The 19,524-nt window shown below is 71.4% G+C and carries 20 protein-coding genes; 6 read left to right on the top strand and 14 right to left on the bottom strand.

The window, feature by feature from the left end:
* Positions 1–8: 8 nt before the first annotated feature.
* From FB382_RS09565 to FB382_RS09550, 4 genes are read right to left on the bottom strand one after another with little or no spacing between them, the layout of a single operon-like run.
* Positions 9–1,076 carry a nitronate monooxygenase gene (locus FB382_RS09565; protein WP_182538683.1) on the bottom strand — a complete coding sequence of 356 codons (1,068 nt, stop codon included), beginning with the start codon at positions 1,074–1,076 and terminating at the stop codon, positions 9–11.
* Complete coding sequence (locus FB382_RS09560) at positions 1,073–1,828, bottom strand: CoA-transferase subunit beta (protein WP_182538681.1); 756 nt, start codon at positions 1,826–1,828, stop codon at positions 1,073–1,075. Before FB382_RS09560 ends, FB382_RS09565 begins: the two co-directional genes overlap by 4 nt.
* Positions 1,825–2,706: a CoA transferase subunit A gene (locus FB382_RS09555; protein ID WP_343055542.1), complete on the bottom strand. Its 882-nt coding sequence runs from the start codon at positions 2,704–2,706 to the stop codon at positions 1,825–1,827. The genes FB382_RS09560 and FB382_RS09555 overlap by 4 nt, the downstream gene beginning before the upstream one ends.
* The gene (locus tag FB382_RS09550; protein ID WP_182538679.1) at positions 2,703–3,446 is read right to left on the bottom strand and encodes an enoyl-CoA hydratase family protein; all 744 of its coding nucleotides are present in this window, start codon (positions 3,444–3,446) and stop codon (positions 2,703–2,705) included. Before FB382_RS09550 ends, FB382_RS09555 begins: the two co-directional genes overlap by 4 nt.
* Before the next feature lie 38 nt (positions 3,447–3,484).
* Between FB382_RS09550 and FB382_RS09545 the strand changes: the two genes are divergently transcribed.
* On the top strand, positions 3,485–4,246 hold the full coding sequence (locus FB382_RS09545; RefSeq protein WP_182538678.1) for an SDR family oxidoreductase: 762 nt from the start codon (positions 3,485–3,487) through the stop codon (positions 4,244–4,246).
* On the top strand, positions 4,243–5,124 hold the full coding sequence (locus tag FB382_RS09540; protein WP_182538677.1) for an SDR family oxidoreductase: 882 nt from the start codon (positions 4,243–4,245) through the stop codon (positions 5,122–5,124). The genes FB382_RS09545 and FB382_RS09540 overlap by 4 nt, the downstream gene beginning before the upstream one ends.
* On the opposite strand, the gene FB382_RS09535 is transcribed toward FB382_RS09540, so the two are convergent.
* Positions 5,112–5,960, bottom strand: coding sequence for a hypothetical protein (locus FB382_RS09535; protein ID WP_182538676.1), 849 nt, complete (start codon positions 5,958–5,960; stop codon positions 5,112–5,114). The genes FB382_RS09540 and FB382_RS09535 overlap by 13 nt on opposite strands.
* Positions 5,961–6,247: 287 nt before the next feature.
* Here FB382_RS09535 and FB382_RS09530 point away from each other — a divergent pair, with 287 nt between their 5' ends.
* The gene (locus FB382_RS09530) at positions 6,248–7,483 is read left to right on the top strand and encodes an HNH endonuclease signature motif containing protein (protein ID WP_182538675.1); all 1,236 of its coding nucleotides are present in this window, start codon (positions 6,248–6,250) and stop codon (positions 7,481–7,483) included.
* An 11-nt stretch (positions 7,484–7,494) separates the two neighbouring features.
* On the opposite strand, the gene FB382_RS09525 is transcribed toward FB382_RS09530, so the two are convergent.
* Positions 7,495–7,932 (bottom strand): hypothetical protein, encoded by a 438-nt coding sequence (locus FB382_RS09525; RefSeq protein WP_182538674.1) that lies wholly within the window; start codon positions 7,930–7,932, stop codon positions 7,495–7,497.
* Positions 7,933–7,963: 31 nt separating this feature from the next.
* Positions 7,964–9,127 carry a steroid 3-ketoacyl-CoA thiolase gene (locus FB382_RS09520; protein WP_182538673.1) on the bottom strand — a complete coding sequence of 388 codons (1,164 nt, stop codon included), beginning with the start codon at positions 9,125–9,127 and terminating at the stop codon, positions 7,964–7,966.
* A 106-nt stretch (positions 9,128–9,233) separates the two neighbouring features.
* Here FB382_RS09520 and FB382_RS22850 point away from each other — a divergent pair, with 106 nt between their 5' ends.
* On the top strand, positions 9,234–10,475 hold the full coding sequence (locus FB382_RS22850; protein WP_182538672.1) for a cytochrome P450: 1,242 nt from the start codon (positions 9,234–9,236) through the stop codon (positions 10,473–10,475).
* 11 nt (positions 10,476–10,486) lie between these two features.
* Here FB382_RS22850 and map read toward each other — a convergent pair whose 3' ends face one another.
* From map to FB382_RS09495, 4 genes are read right to left on the bottom strand one after another with little or no spacing between them, the layout of a single operon-like run.
* Positions 10,487–11,254: a type I methionyl aminopeptidase gene (gene map / locus FB382_RS09510; RefSeq protein ID WP_182538670.1), complete on the bottom strand. Its 768-nt coding sequence runs from the start codon at positions 11,252–11,254 to the stop codon at positions 10,487–10,489.
* 33 nt (positions 11,255–11,287) lie between these two features.
* Positions 11,288–12,451 (bottom strand): thiolase domain-containing protein, encoded by a 1,164-nt coding sequence (locus tag FB382_RS09505; RefSeq protein ID WP_182538668.1) that lies wholly within the window; start codon positions 12,449–12,451, stop codon positions 11,288–11,290.
* A complete protein-coding gene (locus FB382_RS09500) occupies positions 12,451–13,512 on the bottom strand; it encodes a thiolase domain-containing protein (RefSeq protein WP_182538666.1) in 1,062 nt (353 codons plus the stop codon). Before FB382_RS09500 ends, FB382_RS09505 begins: the two co-directional genes overlap by 1 nt.
* Before the next feature lie 7 nt (positions 13,513–13,519).
* Positions 13,520–14,485, bottom strand: coding sequence for a Zn-ribbon domain-containing OB-fold protein (locus FB382_RS09495; protein WP_182538665.1), 966 nt, complete (start codon positions 14,483–14,485; stop codon positions 13,520–13,522).
* Between the two features lie 58 nt (positions 14,486–14,543).
* On the opposite strand from FB382_RS09495, the gene FB382_RS09490 reads away from it, so the two are divergent.
* Both FB382_RS09490 and fadD8 read left to right on the top strand, forming a co-directional pair.
* Positions 14,544–15,587, top strand: a complete 1,044-nt coding sequence (locus FB382_RS09490; RefSeq protein WP_182538663.1) for an LLM class F420-dependent oxidoreductase — start codon at positions 14,544–14,546, stop codon at positions 15,585–15,587.
* Entirely contained in the window at positions 15,584–17,185 is a 1,602-nt protein-coding gene (fadD8, locus tag FB382_RS09485) for a fatty-acid--CoA ligase FadD8 (protein ID WP_182538661.1), read from the top strand. The genes FB382_RS09490 and fadD8 overlap by 4 nt, the downstream gene beginning before the upstream one ends.
* A gap of 201 nt (positions 17,186–17,386) precedes the next feature.
* On the opposite strand, the gene FB382_RS09480 is transcribed toward fadD8, so the two are convergent.
* From FB382_RS09480 to FB382_RS09470, 3 genes are read right to left on the bottom strand one after another with little or no spacing between them, the layout of a single operon-like run.
* Positions 17,387–17,950: a LemA family protein gene (locus FB382_RS09480; protein ID WP_182538658.1), complete on the bottom strand. Its 564-nt coding sequence runs from the start codon at positions 17,948–17,950 to the stop codon at positions 17,387–17,389.
* Between the two features lie 14 nt (positions 17,951–17,964).
* Positions 17,965–18,663 carry a DUF3137 domain-containing protein gene (locus FB382_RS09475; RefSeq protein WP_182538656.1) on the bottom strand — a complete coding sequence of 233 codons (699 nt, stop codon included), beginning with the start codon at positions 18,661–18,663 and terminating at the stop codon, positions 17,965–17,967.
* A 25-nt stretch (positions 18,664–18,688) separates the two neighbouring features.
* Complete coding sequence (locus FB382_RS09470) at positions 18,689–19,504, bottom strand: crotonase/enoyl-CoA hydratase family protein (RefSeq protein ID WP_220481307.1); 816 nt, start codon at positions 19,502–19,504, stop codon at positions 18,689–18,691.
* Between the last annotated feature and the right edge of the window lie 20 nt (positions 19,505–19,524).

Genomic DNA, 19,524 nt, shown 5'->3' with positions numbered 1-19,524 from the left:
GACTCGGCTCAGACGACGCAGGAGGACGCGCGGCGGAGCTCGGCGGCGGCGCGGGTGACGACCCGGTCGATGAGCTCCTCGCAGGTGGGGAGGTCGTCGATCACGCCGACGACCTGGCCGCTGGCGAGGACCCCGGCTGACGTGTCGCCCTCGACCAGGCCGGCGCGGAGCATGACGGGGGTGTTGGCGGCGAGGGTCATCTGGGCGAGCGTGCGGCCCTGTGCCTTCCGCATGGCCCGGCCGTCGCGGGCAAGCTGGGCCCACGACATCCCGCTGGTGCGCTTGAACTCGAGAGTCCGGCGGACGGTCGGGGCGACGCGGCGTACTGCGCCGGTCTCCTCGAGCTCGGCGACGAGGTCCGTGCGCAGCATCCGGTGCGGCATCCCGTCGACCTTGGCGGTGACAACGGTGCCGGTCAGGTCGTGGGAGAGGTAGAGGTCCTTGACGGCCTGGGGGACGGCGCTGTCCTGCGTGAGCAGGAAGCGGGTGCCCATGCCGACGCCGGCGGCGCCGTAGGACAGCGCGGCCGCGAGACCGCGCCCGTCGAAGAAGCCGCCGGCCGCGACGACGGGGATGTCGACGGCGTCGAGGACGGTCGGCAGCAACAGGGTGGTCGGCACCGGGCCGGTGTGGCCGCCGCCCTCGCCGCCCTGCACCATCACGGCGTCCGCGCCCCACGCCGCGACCTTCTCGGCGTGCCGGGCCGCGCCGACCGACGGCATCACGACGATGCCGTGGTCCTTGAGCCGCTTGATCAGGTCGGGCTTGGGCGCCAGCGCGAACGACGCCACCTTCACGCCGTGCCGGACCAGCAGGTCGCAACGGTCGACGGCGTCGCCGGCATCGGCCCGCAGGTTGACGCCGAACGGCTGGTCGGTGCGGCCCTTGACCTCGACGATCGCGCGCTCGAGCTCCTCGAGCGACATGGTGGCGCTGGCGAGGATGCCGAGGCCACCGGCGTTCGCCGTCCCCGTCACGAGGCGGGGCCCCGACACCCACCCCATGCCCGTCTGTACGACGGGGTGCCGGACGCCGACCAGGTCGGTCAGCGGGGTGCGCAGGAGCTGCTCGATCACTGGGGAACCTCCTTGAAGCGCAGGCCCTTCGGGTCCAGCACCTCGCGGATCAGCACGAGCTCCTCGAGGGTGGGCTCCCGCGTGGTCGCGGTGTCCGCGTCGACGTGGATCGCGCAGCCGGAGGCCTCGAGCACCTCGTCGACGGTGACGCCCGGGTGCACCGACAGCAGCCGGAGCGTGTCGTCGGGCCCTCGGACGTCGAAGACCCCGAGGTTGCTGACGATCCGGTGGATGTCGTTGAAGCGCGCCGCGGCCGGGCCGGCCTCGCGAGCCCGGGCGGGACCGACGCCGGAGACCACGTCGACCCGCTCGACGAAGACGCGGGGGGAGTGGCGCGGCACCCAATAGGACGTGCGGTTGTTGACCGTGTTGCCCGGCGCACCGCGGGAGCCGAGCAGCTGGCGCGTGGGCTTGGCGAAGTCGCCGATCGCGGAGATGTTCTGGTTGCCGTGCCGGTCGACCTGGGTGGCGCCCATCATCACGTGCCGCGGCCCGTTGGCGACCACGTCGAAGACCCTGCGGAAGGGGATCCACCCCTCGACCACGTCGGCCTTGGCGAACAGCGGCGGCACCCCCGCGAGGAAGAGCGACTCACCGTCGGAGATGACGAGGTCGGGGTTGGCGGTCAGCTTGGCCAGGCGCACGCCGAGCATCGGCAGCAGCCCCATCGGACTGGCGAAGATCTCGCCGTCGTCGGCGAACGCGTCGGCGATGGCGGCGGCGCAGACGTCCGCGCGCGTGCACTCGCTCATCGGGCCTCCTCGGCGAAGGTCCGGACCGCGGCCTGGTAGGCGTCCTCGTCCCCGGCCAGGAAACGTTGCTCGAACGCGGCCCAGTCCTCGTCGCTGCCGGATGCCGCTGCGGCGTACGCCTTCTGGAACTTCTCATCCCGCTCGTAGTCCGGCGTGCACGTCGTGAAGTGCGCGCCGTTCGGTGTCTCCACGACGCCGTCGACCAGCATCCGGCTGAGCAGCAGGCGCTGCACGGGGGTGTCGACGGTCAGCCCCGCGGTGTCGACGACCTGCTCGACGGAGAGGTAGGTGCGGTCGGCGGCCATCGCGAAGAGGTCGTCGAAGTAGGGGTCGGGGCCGAGGTAGGTCGCGTTGCCGTGGCAGTCCGCTCGGTTGAGGTGGACGAGTGCGACGTCGAGCCGCAGCGCCGGGACGGCCACGAAGGTCTCGCCGTCCTCGTAGGGCGAGGTGACGGTCTCGATCCACGGGTTGTTGACGAGTACGTCGGAGCCGAGGCCGGCCCGCATCGGCAGGAAGGGCAGCCGCTGGGCCGCCGCGCGCAGCCCGGTCTGGAACATCCCCTCATCGAGCTCGACCACCTCGGGGATGGTGCCGGCCTGGCGGGCACGCTGGAAGTTGGGCTCGAGCGGGATCGAGTCGAGGGAGACGAACGCGTAGACGAGGCGACGTACCTTGCCGGCCCGGACGAGCAGGCCGACGTCGGCGCCGCCCCAGCTGACGATCGTCAGGTCCGTGAGGTCGGAGCGGAGGATCGCCCGGACCAGCGCCATCGGCTTGCGGCGCGGGCCCCAGCCGCCGATGCCGATGGTCATGCCGCTCGCCAGGGAGCCGACCACCTCGTCGATGGACATCCGCTTGTCGCGGGGCGTGCCGTTCACTGCTTCCTCACGAAGTCGTCGCGCAGCTCGTCGGCGACGCCGGCGAGGTTGAGCTCGAAGGTGAAGCCCTGCTCGAAGCGGTAGCTCTTGTTGACGTCGACGGGGTCGATCCCGTTGAGCGCCTCCTTGGCGGCCCGGATGACGCGGGTGTCCTTGGCGGCGATCTCGGCGGCGATCGCGAGCGCGGTCTCGTCGAGCCGGTCGCCGGGGACCACCTCGAGGACCGAGCCGTGCGGGACGAGGTCGGCGGCGGTGATGGTGCGGCCGGTGAAGTAGAGGGTGCGCATCAGGTGCGGCGGCACCATCCGGGCGAGGTGGGTGGCCGCGCCGAGCGCGCCGCGGTCGACCTCCGGGACGCCGAAGTAGGCGTCGTCGCTGGCCACGATGCAGTCGGCGTTGCCGACGAGCCCGATCCCGCCGCCGAGGCAGAAGCCGTGCACGGCCGCGATCACCGGGACCGCGCACTCGTAGACCGCGCGGAACGCCGCGAAGCAGCCCTTGTTGGCGCCGATCAGCGCGTCGAACCCGCTGGTCTGCTGCATCTCCTTGATGTCGACCCCGGCATTGAAGCCGCGACCCTCCGCCCTCAGGACGACCACGTGCGTGTCGTGATCGCGACCGGCCTCGTCGAGGGCGGCGGCCACGTCGAACCAGCCCTGGACCGTCAGCGCGTTGACCGGCGGGTGCTCCATCGTGACGACCCGGATGCCGTCGGGACGGAGCTCGGAGGTGATGCCCATGCGTGCCAACCTAACACTTGCTTGGTAGGGTCGTCAGCATGTCCCTGACCCTGGACCTCGCCGGTCGCGTCGTGCTCGTCACCGGCGGCACGCGCGGGATCGGCCTCGGGATCACCGAGGTGTTCCTGGCCGCCGGCGCCACGGTCATCACCTGCTCGCGCACCCCGGTCGAGCCGCCCCCCGGGACCACCCACCACGTCTGCGACGTCCGCGATGCCGAGTCGGTGCGCGGGCTGGTCGACGCCGTGGTGGCTGCCCACGGACGGCTCGACGTGCTGGTGAACAACGCCGGGGGAGCGCCGTACGCGCTGGCGGCCGTGGCCTCGGCGCGCTTCCACGAGAAGGTCGTCGGGCTCAACCTGCTCGGGCCGCTGCTGGTCGCGCAGGCCGCCAACGCGGTCATGCAGCGCCAGGAGTCCGGGGGCTCGATCGTGAACATCTCCTCGATCTCGGCCACGCGGCCCTCGCCCGGCACCGCGGCGTACGGCGCAGCGAAGGCCGGCCTCGACGCGTTGACCACCTCGCTCGCGATCGAGTGGGCGCCGAGGGTCCGGATGAACGCCGTCGACGTCGGGCTGTGCCGCACCGACGACACCGACGACCACTATGGCGGCGACGACGGCGTCGCCGCCATCGAGCGCACGATTCCGCTCGGCCGGATGGCCCGGCCCGAGGAGGTCGGCCACGTCGCGGCGTTCCTGGCCAGCGACCTCGCGTCGTACGTCTCGGGCGCGCGGATCGCGTGCCACGGCGGAGGAGAGCCGCCGGCATTCCTGACGGCAGTGAAGGAGACCCGGTGAGCAGGCTTCTCGAGGGGCGCGTCGCGATCGTGACCGGCGCCGGCCGCGGCATCGGACGGGCCCACGCGCTGGAACTCGCCCGGCACGGGGCGGCGGTGGTCGTCAACGACTACGGCGTCTCGCTGGCGGGCGAGGGGACGGGGGAGTCGCCCGCGGACGAGGTCGTCGCGGAGATCGAGGCTGCCGGCGGACGGGCCGTCGCCAACGCTGTGGACGTCGCCGACTTCGACCAGGCGGAGGCGATGGTGCGGCAGGCGATCGAGGCGTACGGCGGTCTCGACATCCTCGTCAACAACGCCGGTTTCGTCCGGGACCGGATGCTCGTCAACACCTCCGAGGAGGAGTGGGACGCCGTCATCCGCGTGCACCTCAAGGGCCACTTCGCGCCGCTCCGGCACGCCGGGGCCTGGTGGCGGAACGAGGCCAAGGAGGGCCGTCAGCGTGCGGCCCGGGTCATCAACACCTCGTCGGGTGCCGGGCTGCAGGGCTCGGTCGGCCAGGCGACGTACTCCGCCGCGAAGGCGGGGATCGCCGGGCTCACGCTGGTCGCGGCCCAGGAGCTCGGGCGGTACGGCGTCACCGTCAACGCGATCGCTCCGGTCGCCCGGACACGGATGACCGAGGGTGCCTTCGACACCTCCGCCATGGCGCTCCCCGAGGACAACTCACCTGTCGTTGCGTGGCTCGCCTCGGAGGAGGCCGGCGACGTCACCGGCCGGGTCATCGAGATCGACGGCACCCGGATCACGCTGGAGACGGGCTGGCGGCACGGGCCGTCGGCCGACGCCGGGGCCCGCTGGGACGCCGGCTCCGTGGGGCCAGCGGTGCGCGGGCTGATCGCGGAGGGCCCCGAGCCCGAGCCCGTCTACGGGGCCTGACGCGGCGGGAGGGGCCGCCCGTCGGTGCGGTGCACGAAGCAGACCCCGGCGAGGATGCCGCCGGTGAAGCCTTTCGGGCTGTCCCAGGCGGCGATGGCCTCGATCCCGCGGCGGCGCTGGCGCGCGGGGAGGCCATGGAGGCACTGGCTCTCCTCGCGCTCGAGCCGGGCAGGTGACGGGTAGCGGGGGAGCTCGAAGAGCAGCGCCAGCCGTCCCGTCGCCTCGAACCGGTGCGGCCGCGTGCACGGGAGGTACGAGAGCGTGCCGGTGCGGGGGTCGCTGTCGGTGCAGGCCCACAGCGCCTCGGCGTGGCGGTGCGCAGCGTCCCGCGCCGTCCACGTCGTACGGCGAACGCGCAGCGGGCGGTCGCTGAGCGGGAAGGCGATGTCACACCGCACGGTGGCGGTGCCACCCGCGACCACCTGCGCGCGGCTCGGCAGGAACACCAGCGGCTGCCAGGGGATCCAGTGCGTCTCGTCGATGCCGACGTAGCGCAACGCGAGCTCCCAGCAGACGGACCGCGCGTGCTTGGCCTCGCTGACCGATGGGGCCGCGGCGTCCAGCACGGCCACGGTCTCGACGTTGTGCGGCTGCGAGCACGGTACGACGGGGGAGTCGTCGAACCAGTAGTCCGGATCGGCGATGTCCCGGGGCGCCACCCGTCGGCAGACGTGACCCTGTGCCTTCCCCGGGTCGGCGAGGTCCGCGTCGGGGCCGGTGACGTTGATGGGCCCGGGTCGTGGCTCGCTGCCGGTCTGGACGGAGGCGCTGCAGGCCGCGAGCAACCCGCCGGCCAGCACGGCAGCCAGCACGACCGCGATCCAGCGCCTGACCACAGGATCAGGGTGGCAGTGGGGTGGGGTGCCGACAATGGTCGCTCGTGACTAGATCTGTGCGGCCCTACGCGCCGATGTCGGCTGCGGGGGCTCGCGCCTTCCGGGCGTATTTACAGAATTTCCTTGGTCGCCGCAGGGTTCGCACGAGGTGCCTCCGGACCCTGCTTCCCTGCTTGCGGTCACCTTGCTCGACCGTTGTGATCGAGGTTCAAAGCTTTACTTTCCAACGCTGTGGATAGGTGGCTTTCAGGCCCGAAATTGTCGGTGGTCACGTGTTGAGTTGACCCATGACAGCGATGGTCCAGCAGCCGCCTCGACACCAGGTGTCGCGCGCTGTCGAGGCCATGCAGTCGCAGCTTGCGGGCCTGACCGATGTGTCGTTGTGGTCGATGTCGCCGGAGGAGTCCGCCGCGACCCTCACGGCGGTGACCCGGCTGTCCGCCCAGCTCGCTGAGCTGGAGATGCGGGTCGCCGAGCACGCCAAGACCGTCGGCGTCGGGGACTCGGTCGGAGCGACCTCGACGACCAACTTCTGGGCGTATGCCACCCACCAGACCCGGACCTCCGCGCACGGGAAGATGCGGCTCGCGGTCGTGCTCGCGGCCCGGCCGGCCCTGCGTACGGCGGTGGCCGCGGGCGACGTCCTGGTCGAGCAGGCCCGGGTGATCGTCGATGCGGTCGAGGTCCTCCCGGCCGAGCATCGCGACGAGGCCGAGGCGATGCTGATCAAGTTCGCCGCCGAGCACGACGCGCAGGCGTTGAAGAGGCTGGGTCGGCGGATCCTGGAGTTCCTGGACCCCGAGGCCGCCGAGGCCCACGAGGCCAAGCAGCTCGAGGACGAGGAGCGTGACGCGGCCCGGTCCACGAAACTCACCATGACCGACGACGGGCACGGCAAGGTGCACGGCCGGTTCACGCTGCCGTCGGCGCAGGCCGCGATGTTGAAGAAGGCGCTGCTGGCTTTCGCGGCGCCGAAGCACCGCGCCGCCGTCGACGGCGGCCTCGGCGAGCGCCGACCCAGTGCGGAGCGGATGGGGCAGGCGTTCGTCGAGCTGATCGAGCGCTACCCGACCAAGAAGCTCCCCAAGGCCGGCGGCGTCAACGCAACCGTCGTGGTGACGATGGACATCTCCACCCTGATGGGCGGCCTCAAAGCAGCCTCCCTGGACACCGGTGAGCGGATCACCGCCGGCCAGGCGCGGCGGCTGGCCTGTGAGGCCGGGATCATCCCCGCCGTGCTCGGCGGCAAGTCTCAGGTGTTGGACCTGGGTCGCAAGCGCCGGTTCCACAGCGAGTCCCAGCGGATTGCGATGGCGATCGAGCAGGGCGGCTGCAACGCGGAGGGGTGTGATTGGCCGCCGGGGCTCTGTCACGGACACCACCCGATCCCCTGGAGCGAGGGCGGGGAGACCAACACCGACGGCATGCTCCTGTGCCCGCACCACCACGCCCGGGCGCATGATCCGAAGTTCACGATGACCAAACAGGCCGGCGGGAAGGTCGCCTTCACCAGGCGGACATAGGCCGGCCGGACCTAGTGAGGATCCGGCGTGTAGGCCACCGCCGGCAATCCGCGGCAGGACGAGGGGATCTGCTTGCCCAGATCACCGAAGTGCGACAGCGGCTCGGGGGCGCCTGAGCGCGAGCCGCCGGTGAAGTGTTCACCAAGCCGCAGGTCCGTGCCCTGGACGTGGATGACGACGTCGGCGCCCGAGCCGGAGACCGAGGTGTGGGGTGGGAAGACGAGGAGCGCTGTCTCCAGCCCCATCACGAAGCCCACGCAGCGCTCGCCGACCAGGCGCAGGTCTCCGAAGATGCCCACACCCGCGCTGCCGCCTTCGCCCAGCTCCTTGAGCACGAGGACGCTCGTGCCCCCGGCGTCCACGACCTCCGTGTCCGGGTGGGCGCCGTTGCTGCAGGCCCCGGTGAACGCCAACGCGAGCAGCGGCACGAGGAAGCGGTGGCGGACCATGCCCGATCGTACGGCGCAGGCGCCGGTCTGATCAGATCCGCTCGATGACGGTGCCGGTGGCCATCGCGCCGCCCGCGCACATCGAGATCAGGGCGGTGGAGGCGTCGCGGCGCTCGAGCTCGTGCAGCGCCGTGGTGATGAGTCGCGTGCCGGTCGACCCGACGGGGTGGCCGAGCGCGATGGCGCCGCCGTTGACGTTGACCCGGTCGAGGTCGACGCCGTGCACCCCGGCCCAGGACAGCACGACGGAGGCGAACGCCTCGTTGACCTCGAACAGGTCGAGGTCGGAGATCGCCATGCCCGTGCGGGCGAGCAGGCGGCGGGTGGCGTCGATCGGCCCGTCGAGGTGGAAGTACGGGTCGGAGCCGACCAGGCAGTGGGTGACGATCCGGGCGCGTGGCGTGAGGCCCAGGGCGCGGGCCCTGCCCTCGTCCATGATCAGGACCGCGGACGCCCCGTCGGAGATCTGGCTCGACGTGCCGGCCGTGTGCAGGCCGTCGGGGAGCACGGGCTTGAGGGACGCGAGACCCTCGAGCGTGGTCGCGCGGAGCCCTTGGTCGGTGTCGACGAGGTGGGTCTCGCCGGTCGGGTTGCCCTCGTCGTCGAGGACGGGCGCCTCGAGCGGGGCGATCTCCCGCTTGAAGCGGCCCTCGTCGACGGCGGTCCGCGCCTTCTGCTGGGAGGCGAGCCCGAACGCCTCGAGGTCGGCGCGGGTCAGGCCGCGGTGCCGGGCGATCCGGTCGGCCGCCTCGAACTGGTTGGGCAGGTCGATGTCCCAGTCGGCCGGCCGCGGGTCGCCCAGCCCGGCGGGCACGTTGGCACCCAGGGGGATGCGCGACATCGACTCGACGCCACAGGCGACACCCACGTCGATCGTCCCGGCCGCGACCATGTCGTGGACGAGGTGCGCCGACTGCTGGCCCGAGCCGCACTGGGCGTCGATCGCGGTGGCGCCGGTGTGCCGCGGCAGGCCGGCGTACAGCCAGGCACGACGCACCATGTCGTTGGACTGCTCGCCCGCTTGCGTCACGCAGCCGCCGACGACCTGCTCGACCTCGTCGGGGTCGAGCCCGGCCCGGCGCAGCACCTCCGCCTGCGCGAAGCCGAGCAGCGCGGCGGGGTGGACGCCCGCCAGCCAGCCGCGGCGCTTGCCGAGAGGGGTGCGGACGGCGTCGACGATGACCGGGGTGCCCATGGTGCAAAAGTAGAACACGTTCTTGTTCTGGACAACTCTTCCCTACATTCCGGGAGTATGTAACGATCGCCACTAGAACGTGTTACAGAACCGAGGAGCAGGCATCGTGACCGCTAGCGACGTAGTCCCCGCCGGATTCGACTTCACCGACCCCGGCACCAACGAGCGGAGCATCCCGCACGAGGAGTTCCTGGCGCTGCGCCTCAAGGCGCCGGTCTTCTGGGTCGAGCAGGCGGCGGGCTCCTTCGACGGCATGTCGGAGGAGTCCGGCAACGGCTACTGGGCGGTCTCCCGGCACGCCGACGTCGCGGCGATCTCCAAGGACAGCAAGCGGTGGTCCAACGCGGAGAACGGCGCGATCATCCGCTTCCAGGAGGGGATGCTCCGCGACATGGTGGAGCTCCAGCGGGTGATGATCATCAACCAGGACGCCCCCGAGCACACCCTGATGCGGCACATCGTGTCGCGCGGCTTCACGCCCCGCGCGATCAACGCGCTCGAGGAGCTGATGAAGGAGCGCGCCGAGAAGATCGTCAAGGACGCCGTGTCCCGGGGCGAGGGCAACTTCGTCGAGGAGGTCGCCGCCGAGCTGCCGCTCCAGGCGATCGCGGACTTCATCGGCGTGCCGCAGGAGGACCGCCGCAAGCTCTTCGAGTGGTCCAACCAGATGCTGTCCTACGACGACCCGGACGTCGAGGGGGACCCGGACGTCGCGGCCGCCGAGATCCTCGGCTACGCCATGGAGCTGGCCGCGGACCGCAAGGCCAACCCGCGCGACGACATCGTCACCAAGCTCATCAACGCCGACCACGAGGGCCGCGGCCTCACCGACGACGAGTTCGGCTACTTCGTGATCATGCTGACCGTCGCCGGCAACGAGACCACCCGCAACGCGATCACCCACGGGATGAACGCGTTCCTCGACAACCCCGACCAGTGGGAGCTCTGGAAGCGCGAGCGGCCCGAGACGATGGTCGACGAGGTGATCCGCTGGGCCACGCCCGTGACGTCCTTCCAGCGCACCGCCCTCGCGGACGTCGAGATCGGCGGCGTGACGATCAGGAAGGGCCAGCGGGCCGGCCTGTTCTACGCGTCGGCCAACCACGACGACGACGTGTTCGCCGACCCCTTCCGCTTCGACATCACCCGCAGCCCCAACCCCCACGTCGCCTTCGGGGGCCACGGTGCGCACTACTGCATCGGCGCCAACCTGGCCCGCCAGGAGGTGCGGCTGATGTTCGACGCCCTCGCCGACCTCGCGCCGGACATGACCAAGGTGTCCGAGCCCACGCGGTTGCGGTCCGGCTGGATCAACGGGATCAAGGACCTGCAGGTCAAGTACGCCTGACCCCCGCCTGATCAGTCGCGGGCGGTGAGGACGAGCGGGCCGTCGGCCGTCACGGCCACGGTATGCTCCATGTGCGCGCCGCGCGACCCGTCGGCGCTGCGCAGCGTCCAGCCGTCGGCGTCGGTGTAGATCTCGTCGGTCGTGTGCAGGAACCACGGCTCGATCGCGATCACCAGGCCCGGCCGCAGCTGGAAGCCACGGCCCGGTCGCCCGTCGTTGGGGATGTGCGGGTCGCCGTGCATGGTGCGGCCCACGCCGTGTCCGCCGAACTGGACGTTGATCTTGAGGTCGGCCTCGCGGGCCACCGTGGCGATGGCGTGCGAGATGTCGCCGATCCGGTTGCCGTCGACGGCCGCGGCGATGCCCGCGGCCAGCGCCCGGTCGGTGACCTCGATCAGGTCGAGGTCCTCCTGGCGCGGGGTGCCGACGACCATGCTGTACGCCGAGTCCGAGACCCAGCCGTCCACGCTGGCCGCGAAGTCGACGCTGAGCAGGTCGCCGTCCTGGAGCACGTAGTCGTGGGGGAGCCCGTGCAGGACCGCGTCGTTGACCGACGTGCACAGCACCTTGCCGAAGGGCGAGGCGCCGAAGCTCGGGTGGTAGTCGAGGTAGCACGACTCGGCGCCGCGCTCGGTGATCATCCGGTGCGCCAGGGCGTCGAGCTCGAGCAGGTTCACGCCCACGTCCGCGGCCTCGGAGAGCGCGGTGATGACGTCCGCGACGAAGCGCCCGGCGGGACGCATCTGCTCGATCTGGGTGGGGGTGCGGAGCTCGATCATGGGGCGAGCGTACGGAGCCCCCACGAGGACGACCTAGTTGGCGGGCGGTTCCGCCCCGACGACCCACATGGCGAAGAATTGCGAGCCGCCGCCGTAGGCGTGGCCCAGCGCCCGTCGTACGCCGTCGACCTGGTGCTCGCCGGCGTGGCCGCGCACCTGGAGGGCGGCCTCGGCGAAGCGCAGCATGCCGGAGGCACCGATCGGGTTGGAGGACAGCACGCCGCCCGAGCAGTTGACGGGGAGCACGCCGTCCATGGCCGTGCCGCCGGACTCGGTGAGCTTCCAGCCCTCGCCCTCGGGCGTGAAGCCGAGGTTCTCCAGCCACATCGGCTCGAACCACGAGAACGGCACGTAGATCTCGGCCGCGTCGATCTCCTCGAGCGGGTTGGTGATGCCGGCCTGCTTCCAGAGGTGGGCCGCCGCCTCGCGGCCGGCCTGCGGGTTGACCTGGTCGCGCTGCGCGGCGGTGGTGGCCTCGGAGCGCATGACGGTGCCGTGGATCCAGGCCGGGTCAAGGGCGTCGCGGGCGGCGTCCTCGTCGGCGATCACCATCGCGCAGGCGCCGTCGCTGGAGGGGCAGGTCTCGTCGTAGCGGATCGGGTCCCACAGCATCTGCGAGGCCAGCACCGACTCGACGGTCGTGCCCTCGTTCTGGAGGTGGGCGTAGGGGTTGAGGAGGGCGTTCTGCCGGTCCTTGGCCGCCACGATCGCGCCGACGTGGGTGGGTGCGTTGGAGCGGCGGATGTAGGAGCGCACGTGCGGGGCGAAGTAGCCGCCCGCGCCAGCGTGCACCGGCATGTTGAACGGCACCGGCACCGAGAGCGCCCACATCGCGTTGGACTCCGACTGCTTCTCGAACGCCACCGTCAGCACGCGGCGGTGCACGCCGGCCTGGACGAGGGAGGCGGCCACGATCGCGGTCGAGCCGCCGACCGAGCCGGCCGTGTGCACGCGCAGCAGCGGCTTGCCGGCCGCTCCGAGCGACTCGGCGAGGAAGAGCTCGGGCATCATCACGCCCTCGAAGAGGTCCGGCGCCTTGCCGACCACGATCGCGTCGATGTCGTCGAGGGTGAGCCCGGCGTCCTCGAGTGCCCGGTCCATGGCCTCGCGGCACAGGCCCGCCATCGAGACGTCCTCGCGCTTGGCCCGGTGGTGGGTCTGGCCGATCCCGATCACGGCCGCCGGCATCTTGCCCATCAGTTCGCTCCCTGCTCGGCGGACATGGTGCACACGAGGTTCTGCTGGAGGGCCGGGCCGCTGGTGGCGTGCCCCAGGACCCGGCCGTGGTCGCCGGACCAGACCCGCCTCGCGGCCTCGCCGATCCGGTTGAGGCCGCCGGTGAACATCGGGTTCCCGGCCAGCGCGCCACCCGACGGATTGACCCGTACGTCGCTCTCGAGGCCCAGCTCGCGGGCCAGCACGAGCTCCTGGTGGCTGAACGGCGCGTGCAGCTCGGCCACCTCGACGCCGGCCGTGCCGGCGGCGACCGCGGCGGCCGCGGCCGAGGGGGAGCGGGTCAGGTCGCGCACGCCGAGGTGCAGCGGGTCGACGTTGTGGGCGATGCCGGTGATCCAGGCGGGCCGGTCGACGGCGTCGCGGGCGCGGTCGCCCGCCGCCAGCACCAGCGCCGAGGCGCCGTCGGTGACCGGCGCGCAGTCGTGCTTGCGCAGCGGGTCGGCGTACATCGGCCGCGCCAGCAGCTCCTCGACCGAGGAGCCGCCGCGCCGGACGGCGTACTCGTTCTTCTCGGCGTCGGTCAGCGACCGGTTGACGACCTCGGCCATCGCGCGCTCGTCCCAGGCACCGGCGTCGATGCCGGCGCGGGCCTGGAGGCCGGCGAGGGAGACCGTGTCGGGCCAGAGGGGAGTGAGTGTGTAGGGGTCGAGCTGGAGCGCGAGGGTGCGCCGCAGGACGCCCGCAGAGGACTTGCCGAAGCCGTAGACGAGTGCGGTGTCGACCTCGCCGGTCTGGATCTTGACCCAGGCCTCGTAGAGCGCCCACGCGGCGTCCATCTCGACGTGCGACTCGTTGACCGGCGGGATCACGCCGATCGCGTCGACGGCGCTCACGAAGCTGAAGGACCGGCCGGCGAGGTAGTCCGAGGAGCCCGAGCACCAGAAGCCGATGTCCTTGCGGGTGAAGCCGGTCTGCTCGTAGCACTCGGCGAACAGCGGCACGAGCAGCTCCACGCAGGTCGGCGACCCGTCGAACTCCTCCATCTGTCGCTGGGCGAACCCGACGACGGCGACGTCTCTCATCGTTCCCCTACAGGTGGTTTCGGTACGTGTCGTAGTCCGCGTCGGGCTCGCCGGTCGGGCGGAAGTGGCTGATGTTCTCGATCGTGGTGCCCCACTCCTCGCGCGGCTTCCACACCGCCTCGACCCGCATCCCCATCCGGACCTCCTCGGCCGGGACGTCGAGGATCAGGTGCAGGAAGGCGATGTCGGCGCCGTCGAGGAGGACGTACGCCGAGACGTACGGCGGCGTGATCCGCTGGCCCAGGAACGGCACGTTGACGATGCAGAACGTCGTGACCGTGCCCCGGTCCGCGAGCTCGACCTCGTCGGTGGTCGCCACGCCGTCGACCGGGCAGGCCGAGCGCGGCGGCACGTAGACCTGGTGGCAGACCGGGCAGCGCTGGCCGAGGATCCGGCCCTCCGCCAGGCCCCGGTAGAACGCCGACTCCTCCGGCGACGCGGCGTACTGGTAGTCGAGGGAGACGGGCGTGATCACTCCGGTGACCATCTCGCCCGCCTCGGTGGTCGAGGAGCGAGCGCCAGCGAGCGTCTCGAAACCATCGTCGGGTTCGAAGCAGGCGATGTCCGTGATCGCCCCGACCCGCTCGGCCGCCCACCGCACCCGGACCCGCATCCCGGTGGACACGTCGGCGGGGGAGGAGACGTCGAGCGCGTGCAGGAGTGGCACGTCGGCGCCGTCGAGGGTCACGAGCGCGAACGCGAACGGCCGGTCGAACGGCTGCGCGGCGACCGGCTCGGGCACCCAGGTCCAGGACGTGACGGTGCCGGTGTCGGCGACCTCGACGAAGTCGTCGGTGGCGCGGTGGGTCACCGGGTCGAACTCCGGCGGCGGGACCACCACGCGCCCGTCCGACGTCCGGGCGCCGACCACCTGGCCGTCGCGGAGGCCGGTGAGGAACCGGCCGAGGACCGGCCCGACGGAGCGGGTGTAGTCGAAGGCGACCGTGACCGGCGCTGACAAGGTGCGGGACATGGTCCGAAAGTAGAACACGTTCTAGCCAAAGGGCAAGCGCGGTGAGAAGGTGTGAGACATGAAATTGGGACTGCAGCTGGGCTACTGGGGTGCGCAACCGCCGGCGGGCGTCGGCGAGCTGGTGAGGGCCGCGGAGGAGTCGGGCTTCGACGCGATCTTCACCGCCGAGGCGTGGGGCTCCGACGCGTTCACGCCGCTGGCGTGGTGGGGCCGCGAGACCTCACGCGTGCGGCTCGGCACCTCGATCGTTCAGATGTCGGGGCGCACGCCCACCTCGATCGCGATGCACGCGCTGACGCTCGACCACCTCAGTGGCGGCCGGGTCGTGCTCGGCATGGGCGTGAGCGGTCCGCAGGTCGTCGAGGGCTGGTACGGCCAGCCGTTCGCCAAGCCGCTCGCCCGCACCCGCGAGGTCGTCGACATCATCCGCCAGGTGCTGGCCCGCGAGGACAAGGTCACCAACGACGGGCCCCACTACCCGCTGCCGTACGCCGGCGAGGGCGCGACCGGCCTCGGCAAGCCGCTCAAGTCGATCGTGCACCCGCTGCGCGCCGACATCCCGATCTGGCTCGGCGCGGAGGGACCGAAGAACGTCGCGCAGACCGCCGAGATCGCCGACGGCTGGATCCCGATCTTCTACACGCCGAGGTCGGCCGGGATGTACCAGCCGTGGCTCGACGAGGGCTTCGCGCGACCCGGTGCCCGTCGTACGCGTGCGGACTTCGAGATCGCCGCGACCTGCCACCTCCAGATCGTGAAGGACGCAACGGAGAAGCAGGGCGTGCTGGACTTCCTCAAGCCGGTCGTGGCGCTCTACATGGGCGGCATGGGCGCCAAGGACCAGAACTTCCACAAGCAGGTCTTCGAGCGGATGGGCCACGCGGACCTCGCCGACGAGGTGCAGAAGCTCTACCTGTCCGGTGAGAAGGAGCGCGCGGCCGCCCTCATCCCCGACGAGCTCGTCGACGACATGCACATCATCGGCACCGAGGGAGAGGTGAGGGAGCGGGTCGCCGCCTGGGAGGAGACCGGCGTGACGACATTGCTGCTCAGCTCACACTCCGCCGACGAGATCCGCCGGATCGCGGAGGTGCTGGCATGAACGACCTCCACGCCGGCACGCACAACGGCCACCTCATGGTCGCCGCGCTCAAGCGACACCGCGACAGGCCGGTGATGTTCCTCGGCGACACGACGCTGACGGGTGGCGAGACCGCCGAGCGGATCAGCCAGTACGTCCAGGCGTTCGAGGCGCTCGGCTCCGGCACGGGCACGCACGCGGCGTTGCTGGCGCTGAACCGGCCCGAGGTGCTCTTCATCCTCGGCGCGGGGCAGACGCAGGGGTTCCGGCGTACGTCGTTGCACCCGCTCGGCTCGGCCGACGACCACGCCTACGTCATCAACGACGCCGGCATCACCTCGCTGATCGTCGACCCGGTCTTCGCCGAGCGGGCCGTGGCGCTGCTCGAGAAGTGCCCCGGCCTCACGCGGGTCCTGACCATCGGGCCGGTCCCGGAGACGCTGGCGTCGGCCTCCGGTGGTCGAGCCTGCCGAGACCTGGTCGCCGAGGCGGCGTCGTACGCGCCGGTCCCGCTCGCCGCCAGGACCCTCGACCCCGACCACATCGTCTCGATCACCTACACCGGCGGCACCACCGGCAAGCCCAAGGGCGTCGTCGGCACCGCCCGCGCGATGAACACGATGACCCAGGTGCAGATGTCGGAGTGGGAGTGGCCGGAGGCGCCGAAGTTCCTGATGTGCACGCCGCTGTCGCACGCGGGCGCCGCCTTCTTCGTGCCGACCGTGCTCAAGGGCGGCTGCCTCTACGTGCTGTCGAGGTTCGACCCGGCCGAGGTGCTGCGCACCATCGAGGAGCAGCGGATCACCGCCACGATGCTGGTGCCGTCGATGCTCTACGCCCTCATGGACCACCCCGACTCCCGGACCCGGGACCTGTCGTCGCTGGAGACCGTCTACTACGGCGCCTCGGCGATCAACCCGGTGCGCCTGCAGGAGGCGATCGAGCGGTTCGGCCCGATCTTCGCGCAGTACTACGGCCAGTCCGAGGCGCCGATGGTGATCTCCTACCTGGCCAAGGGCGACCACGACAAGGCCCGGCTGGCGTCGTGCGGGCGCCCCTCCGCCTTCCTGCGCACGGCGCTGCTGGGCGAGGACGGCGAGCCGGTGCCCGTGGGGGAGCCGGGGGAGATCTGCGTAGCCGGTCCGCTGCTGGCCGCCGGCTACTGGAACCTGCCGGACGAGACCGCGGCGACGTTCCGCGACGGCTGGATGCACACCGGCGACGTGGCGCGCGAGGACGAGGACGGCTTCTGGTTCATCGTCGACCGGACCAAGGACATGATCGTGACCGGCGGCTTCAACGTCTTCCCCCGCGAGGTCGAGGACGTCGTCGCCGAGCACCCGAGCGTCGCCCAGGTCGGCGTCATCGGCACCCCCGACGAGAAGTGGGGCGAGGCCGTCACCGCGATCGTCGTGCTGCGTGAGGGGGCGGGCACCGACGAGGAGTCCGTGGCTGCGATGACCGCCGAGATCCAGCAGATGGTCAAGGAGCGCAAGGGCGCCGTCCAGGCTCCCAAGCAGGTGATCGTCGCCGACGCGCTGCCGCTGACCGCCCTCGGCAAGCCGGACAAGAAGGCGCTGCGGGCGACGTACTGGACCGGCGAGCGGGCTGTGGGCTGAGGGTTGCCCTCGGTGGTGGCTGTGGCGCCCGCGCGCGGGCGCCCCTGGCGGCGGGAGCGGTGAGCTGTGAACCCTTTCCCTAACCGCTTCGGTTGATGGCTCACCGTCGGGTTGGCCGGGCGGTGGGTGGTGAACCGTTTCCGGGTCGGGTTCGGTTGATGGCTCACCGCTTGGGCCGCTACGCGGCGCGCCCCCCCAGGGCTAGCCGAGGTCGACCGAGGGCGCGGTCCGCGCCGCCTGGTCGCGCAGCTCGAAGAACTCCCGCGCCTCGAAGTGGAACATCCCGGCGATGACGTTGCTCGGGAAGGTCTGGACGCGGGTGTTGTAGGCGCGCACGTTGCCGTTGTAGAAGCGGCGCGCGGCGGCGATCCGGTCCTCGGTGTTGGTCAGCTCGTCCTGGAGCTGGAGGAAGTTCTGGCTGGCCTTGAGGTCGGGGTAGGCCTCGGCCCGGACGAGTACGTCGGCGACGGCTCCGCCGAGGGCGTCCTCGTAGCCCTGCCGCGACTTGGGGTCCTCACCCTGGTGGGCCCGGGCCGCCTCGCGGGCGGCGGTCAGCGTCTCGAGGACGGTGCGCTCGTGGGCGGCGTACCCCTGCACGGTCGCGACCAGGTTAGGGATCAGCTCGTGGCGGCGGGTGAGCTCGACGTCGGTCTGGCCCCACGACTCGTCGACCAGCACCCGCTGGCGCACGAAGCGGTTGTACATCACCAGCACGCTCACGAGGACCAGGACGATGAGGGCCGCGGCGACCAGCAGGAGAGGCATCACGAGGGAGGAACCTACCCGCCCCTGACCTCGCGCCAGACGAACTCCGGCACGTTGTCGAGCACGCCGTCGATGACCTTGAGCCGCGGCTCGACCAGCTCGATGGGGGACTGGCCATTGTCGACGGAGAGCAGCCAGGTCCGGTCGAAGCGGAAGTCGGAGTCGCGGTGCTGGAGGAGGTACTCCATCATCCGCGGGTGCAGGACGTCGGAGGCGAACTTCCGGTCCGGGCAGGTGACGGTGAAGGCGCGGTTGAAGTCCTCGGACTCCAGCTCGATGTCGCGGTTGGTGAGCCGGCCGACCATCCGGCTGAACATCCCCTCGGGCGTGACCTGGAGCGGCGGCACGGTCGCCCCGACGTCGAGCGCGACCACGCCGTAGCGGTGGCTCTCCTCATGGGTGTGGCTGTGGCCCTGGGAGTCGGTGCTCGTCTCGGTCGTGTAGTAGACGTAGTCGAACGCGACGAAGGGGCGGCCGTCGTACTGGCCCGTGAGGATGTTGGCGGCCTGCCGGTTGTGGCCGTTGCCGAAGGGCGAGCCCTGGAAGGTGTCGCACCAGCGGTCGTCGCGCTCGGTGTAGCTCCAGCCGCGCGCCGCGGCGAGGGCCGCGAAGCCCTCGCGCCGCTTCTTCGCCGCCCGGTAGCCGAGGGCGGCGACCAGGACCACGAAGGCGAAGAACCCGCCGAAGACGAGGAAGACGAAGCCCGAGTCCATGGCGTGGAGTGTAGGTGGTGGGCGCCTACTTCCCGGTGAAGTTCGGCGTGCGCTTCTCGGCGAAGGCGCGCGGTCCCTCCTTGGCGTCGTCCGACGCGAAGACCGCGGCGCCGACCCGGGCGTCGTCGGCCCAGCAGTCGTCCTCGTGCTTGCCCTCGGAGTCGCGGATCGTCTTCAGGACAGCCTGCACGGCGAGCGGGCCGTTGGCCGCGATCAGGTCGGCGATCTCGTGCGCCTTCGCCAGCGCCGTGCCGTCCTGGACGACGTGCCCGATGAGCCCGATCTCCTTCGCCTCCGGCGCCTTGATGTGGCGTCCGGTCAGCAGCAGGTCGGCCGCGACGGTGTAGGGGAGCTGGCGCACGAGGCGTACGGCGCTGCCGCCCAGCGGGTAGAGCCCCCACCTGGGCTCGGAGACCCCGAAGCGGGCCGACTCGCCGGCCACCCGGATGTCGGTCGCCTGGAGGATCTCGGTGCCGCCCGCGATCGCCGGGCCCTCGACCGCGGCGATGAGCGGCTTGGTGAGCCGGAAGCCCTTGAGCAGCGACTTGATCCGGCTCGGGTCGAAGGCCCCCGACTCGAAGCTGTCGGAGGGGGAGGAGGCGGACATCGCCTTGAGGTCCGCGCCCGCGCAGAAGTAGCCGCCGGCGCCGGTGAGGATGCAGACCCGGATCGAGTCGTCCTCGTTCACGCGGTCCCACGCGTCGGCCATGATCGCGAGCATCTCGCCGGACAGCGCGTTGCGTGCCTCGGGGCGGTTCATGGTGACCACCAGGGTGTGGCCGACCTGCTCCACGAGGCAGTGCGGGGCGGTCGTCTCGGGCGCGCTCTGGCCAGTCGTCATGGGCGTCATGCTAGCCAGAA

Source organism: Nocardioides ginsengisegetis, from assembly GCF_014138045.1.
Lineage (GTDB): Bacteria > Actinomycetota > Actinomycetes > Propionibacteriales > Nocardioidaceae > Nocardioides > Nocardioides ginsengisegetis.
The sequence above is the reverse complement of the archived record's forward strand: the minus strand, read 5'-3'. Positions and strand labels throughout refer to the sequence as shown.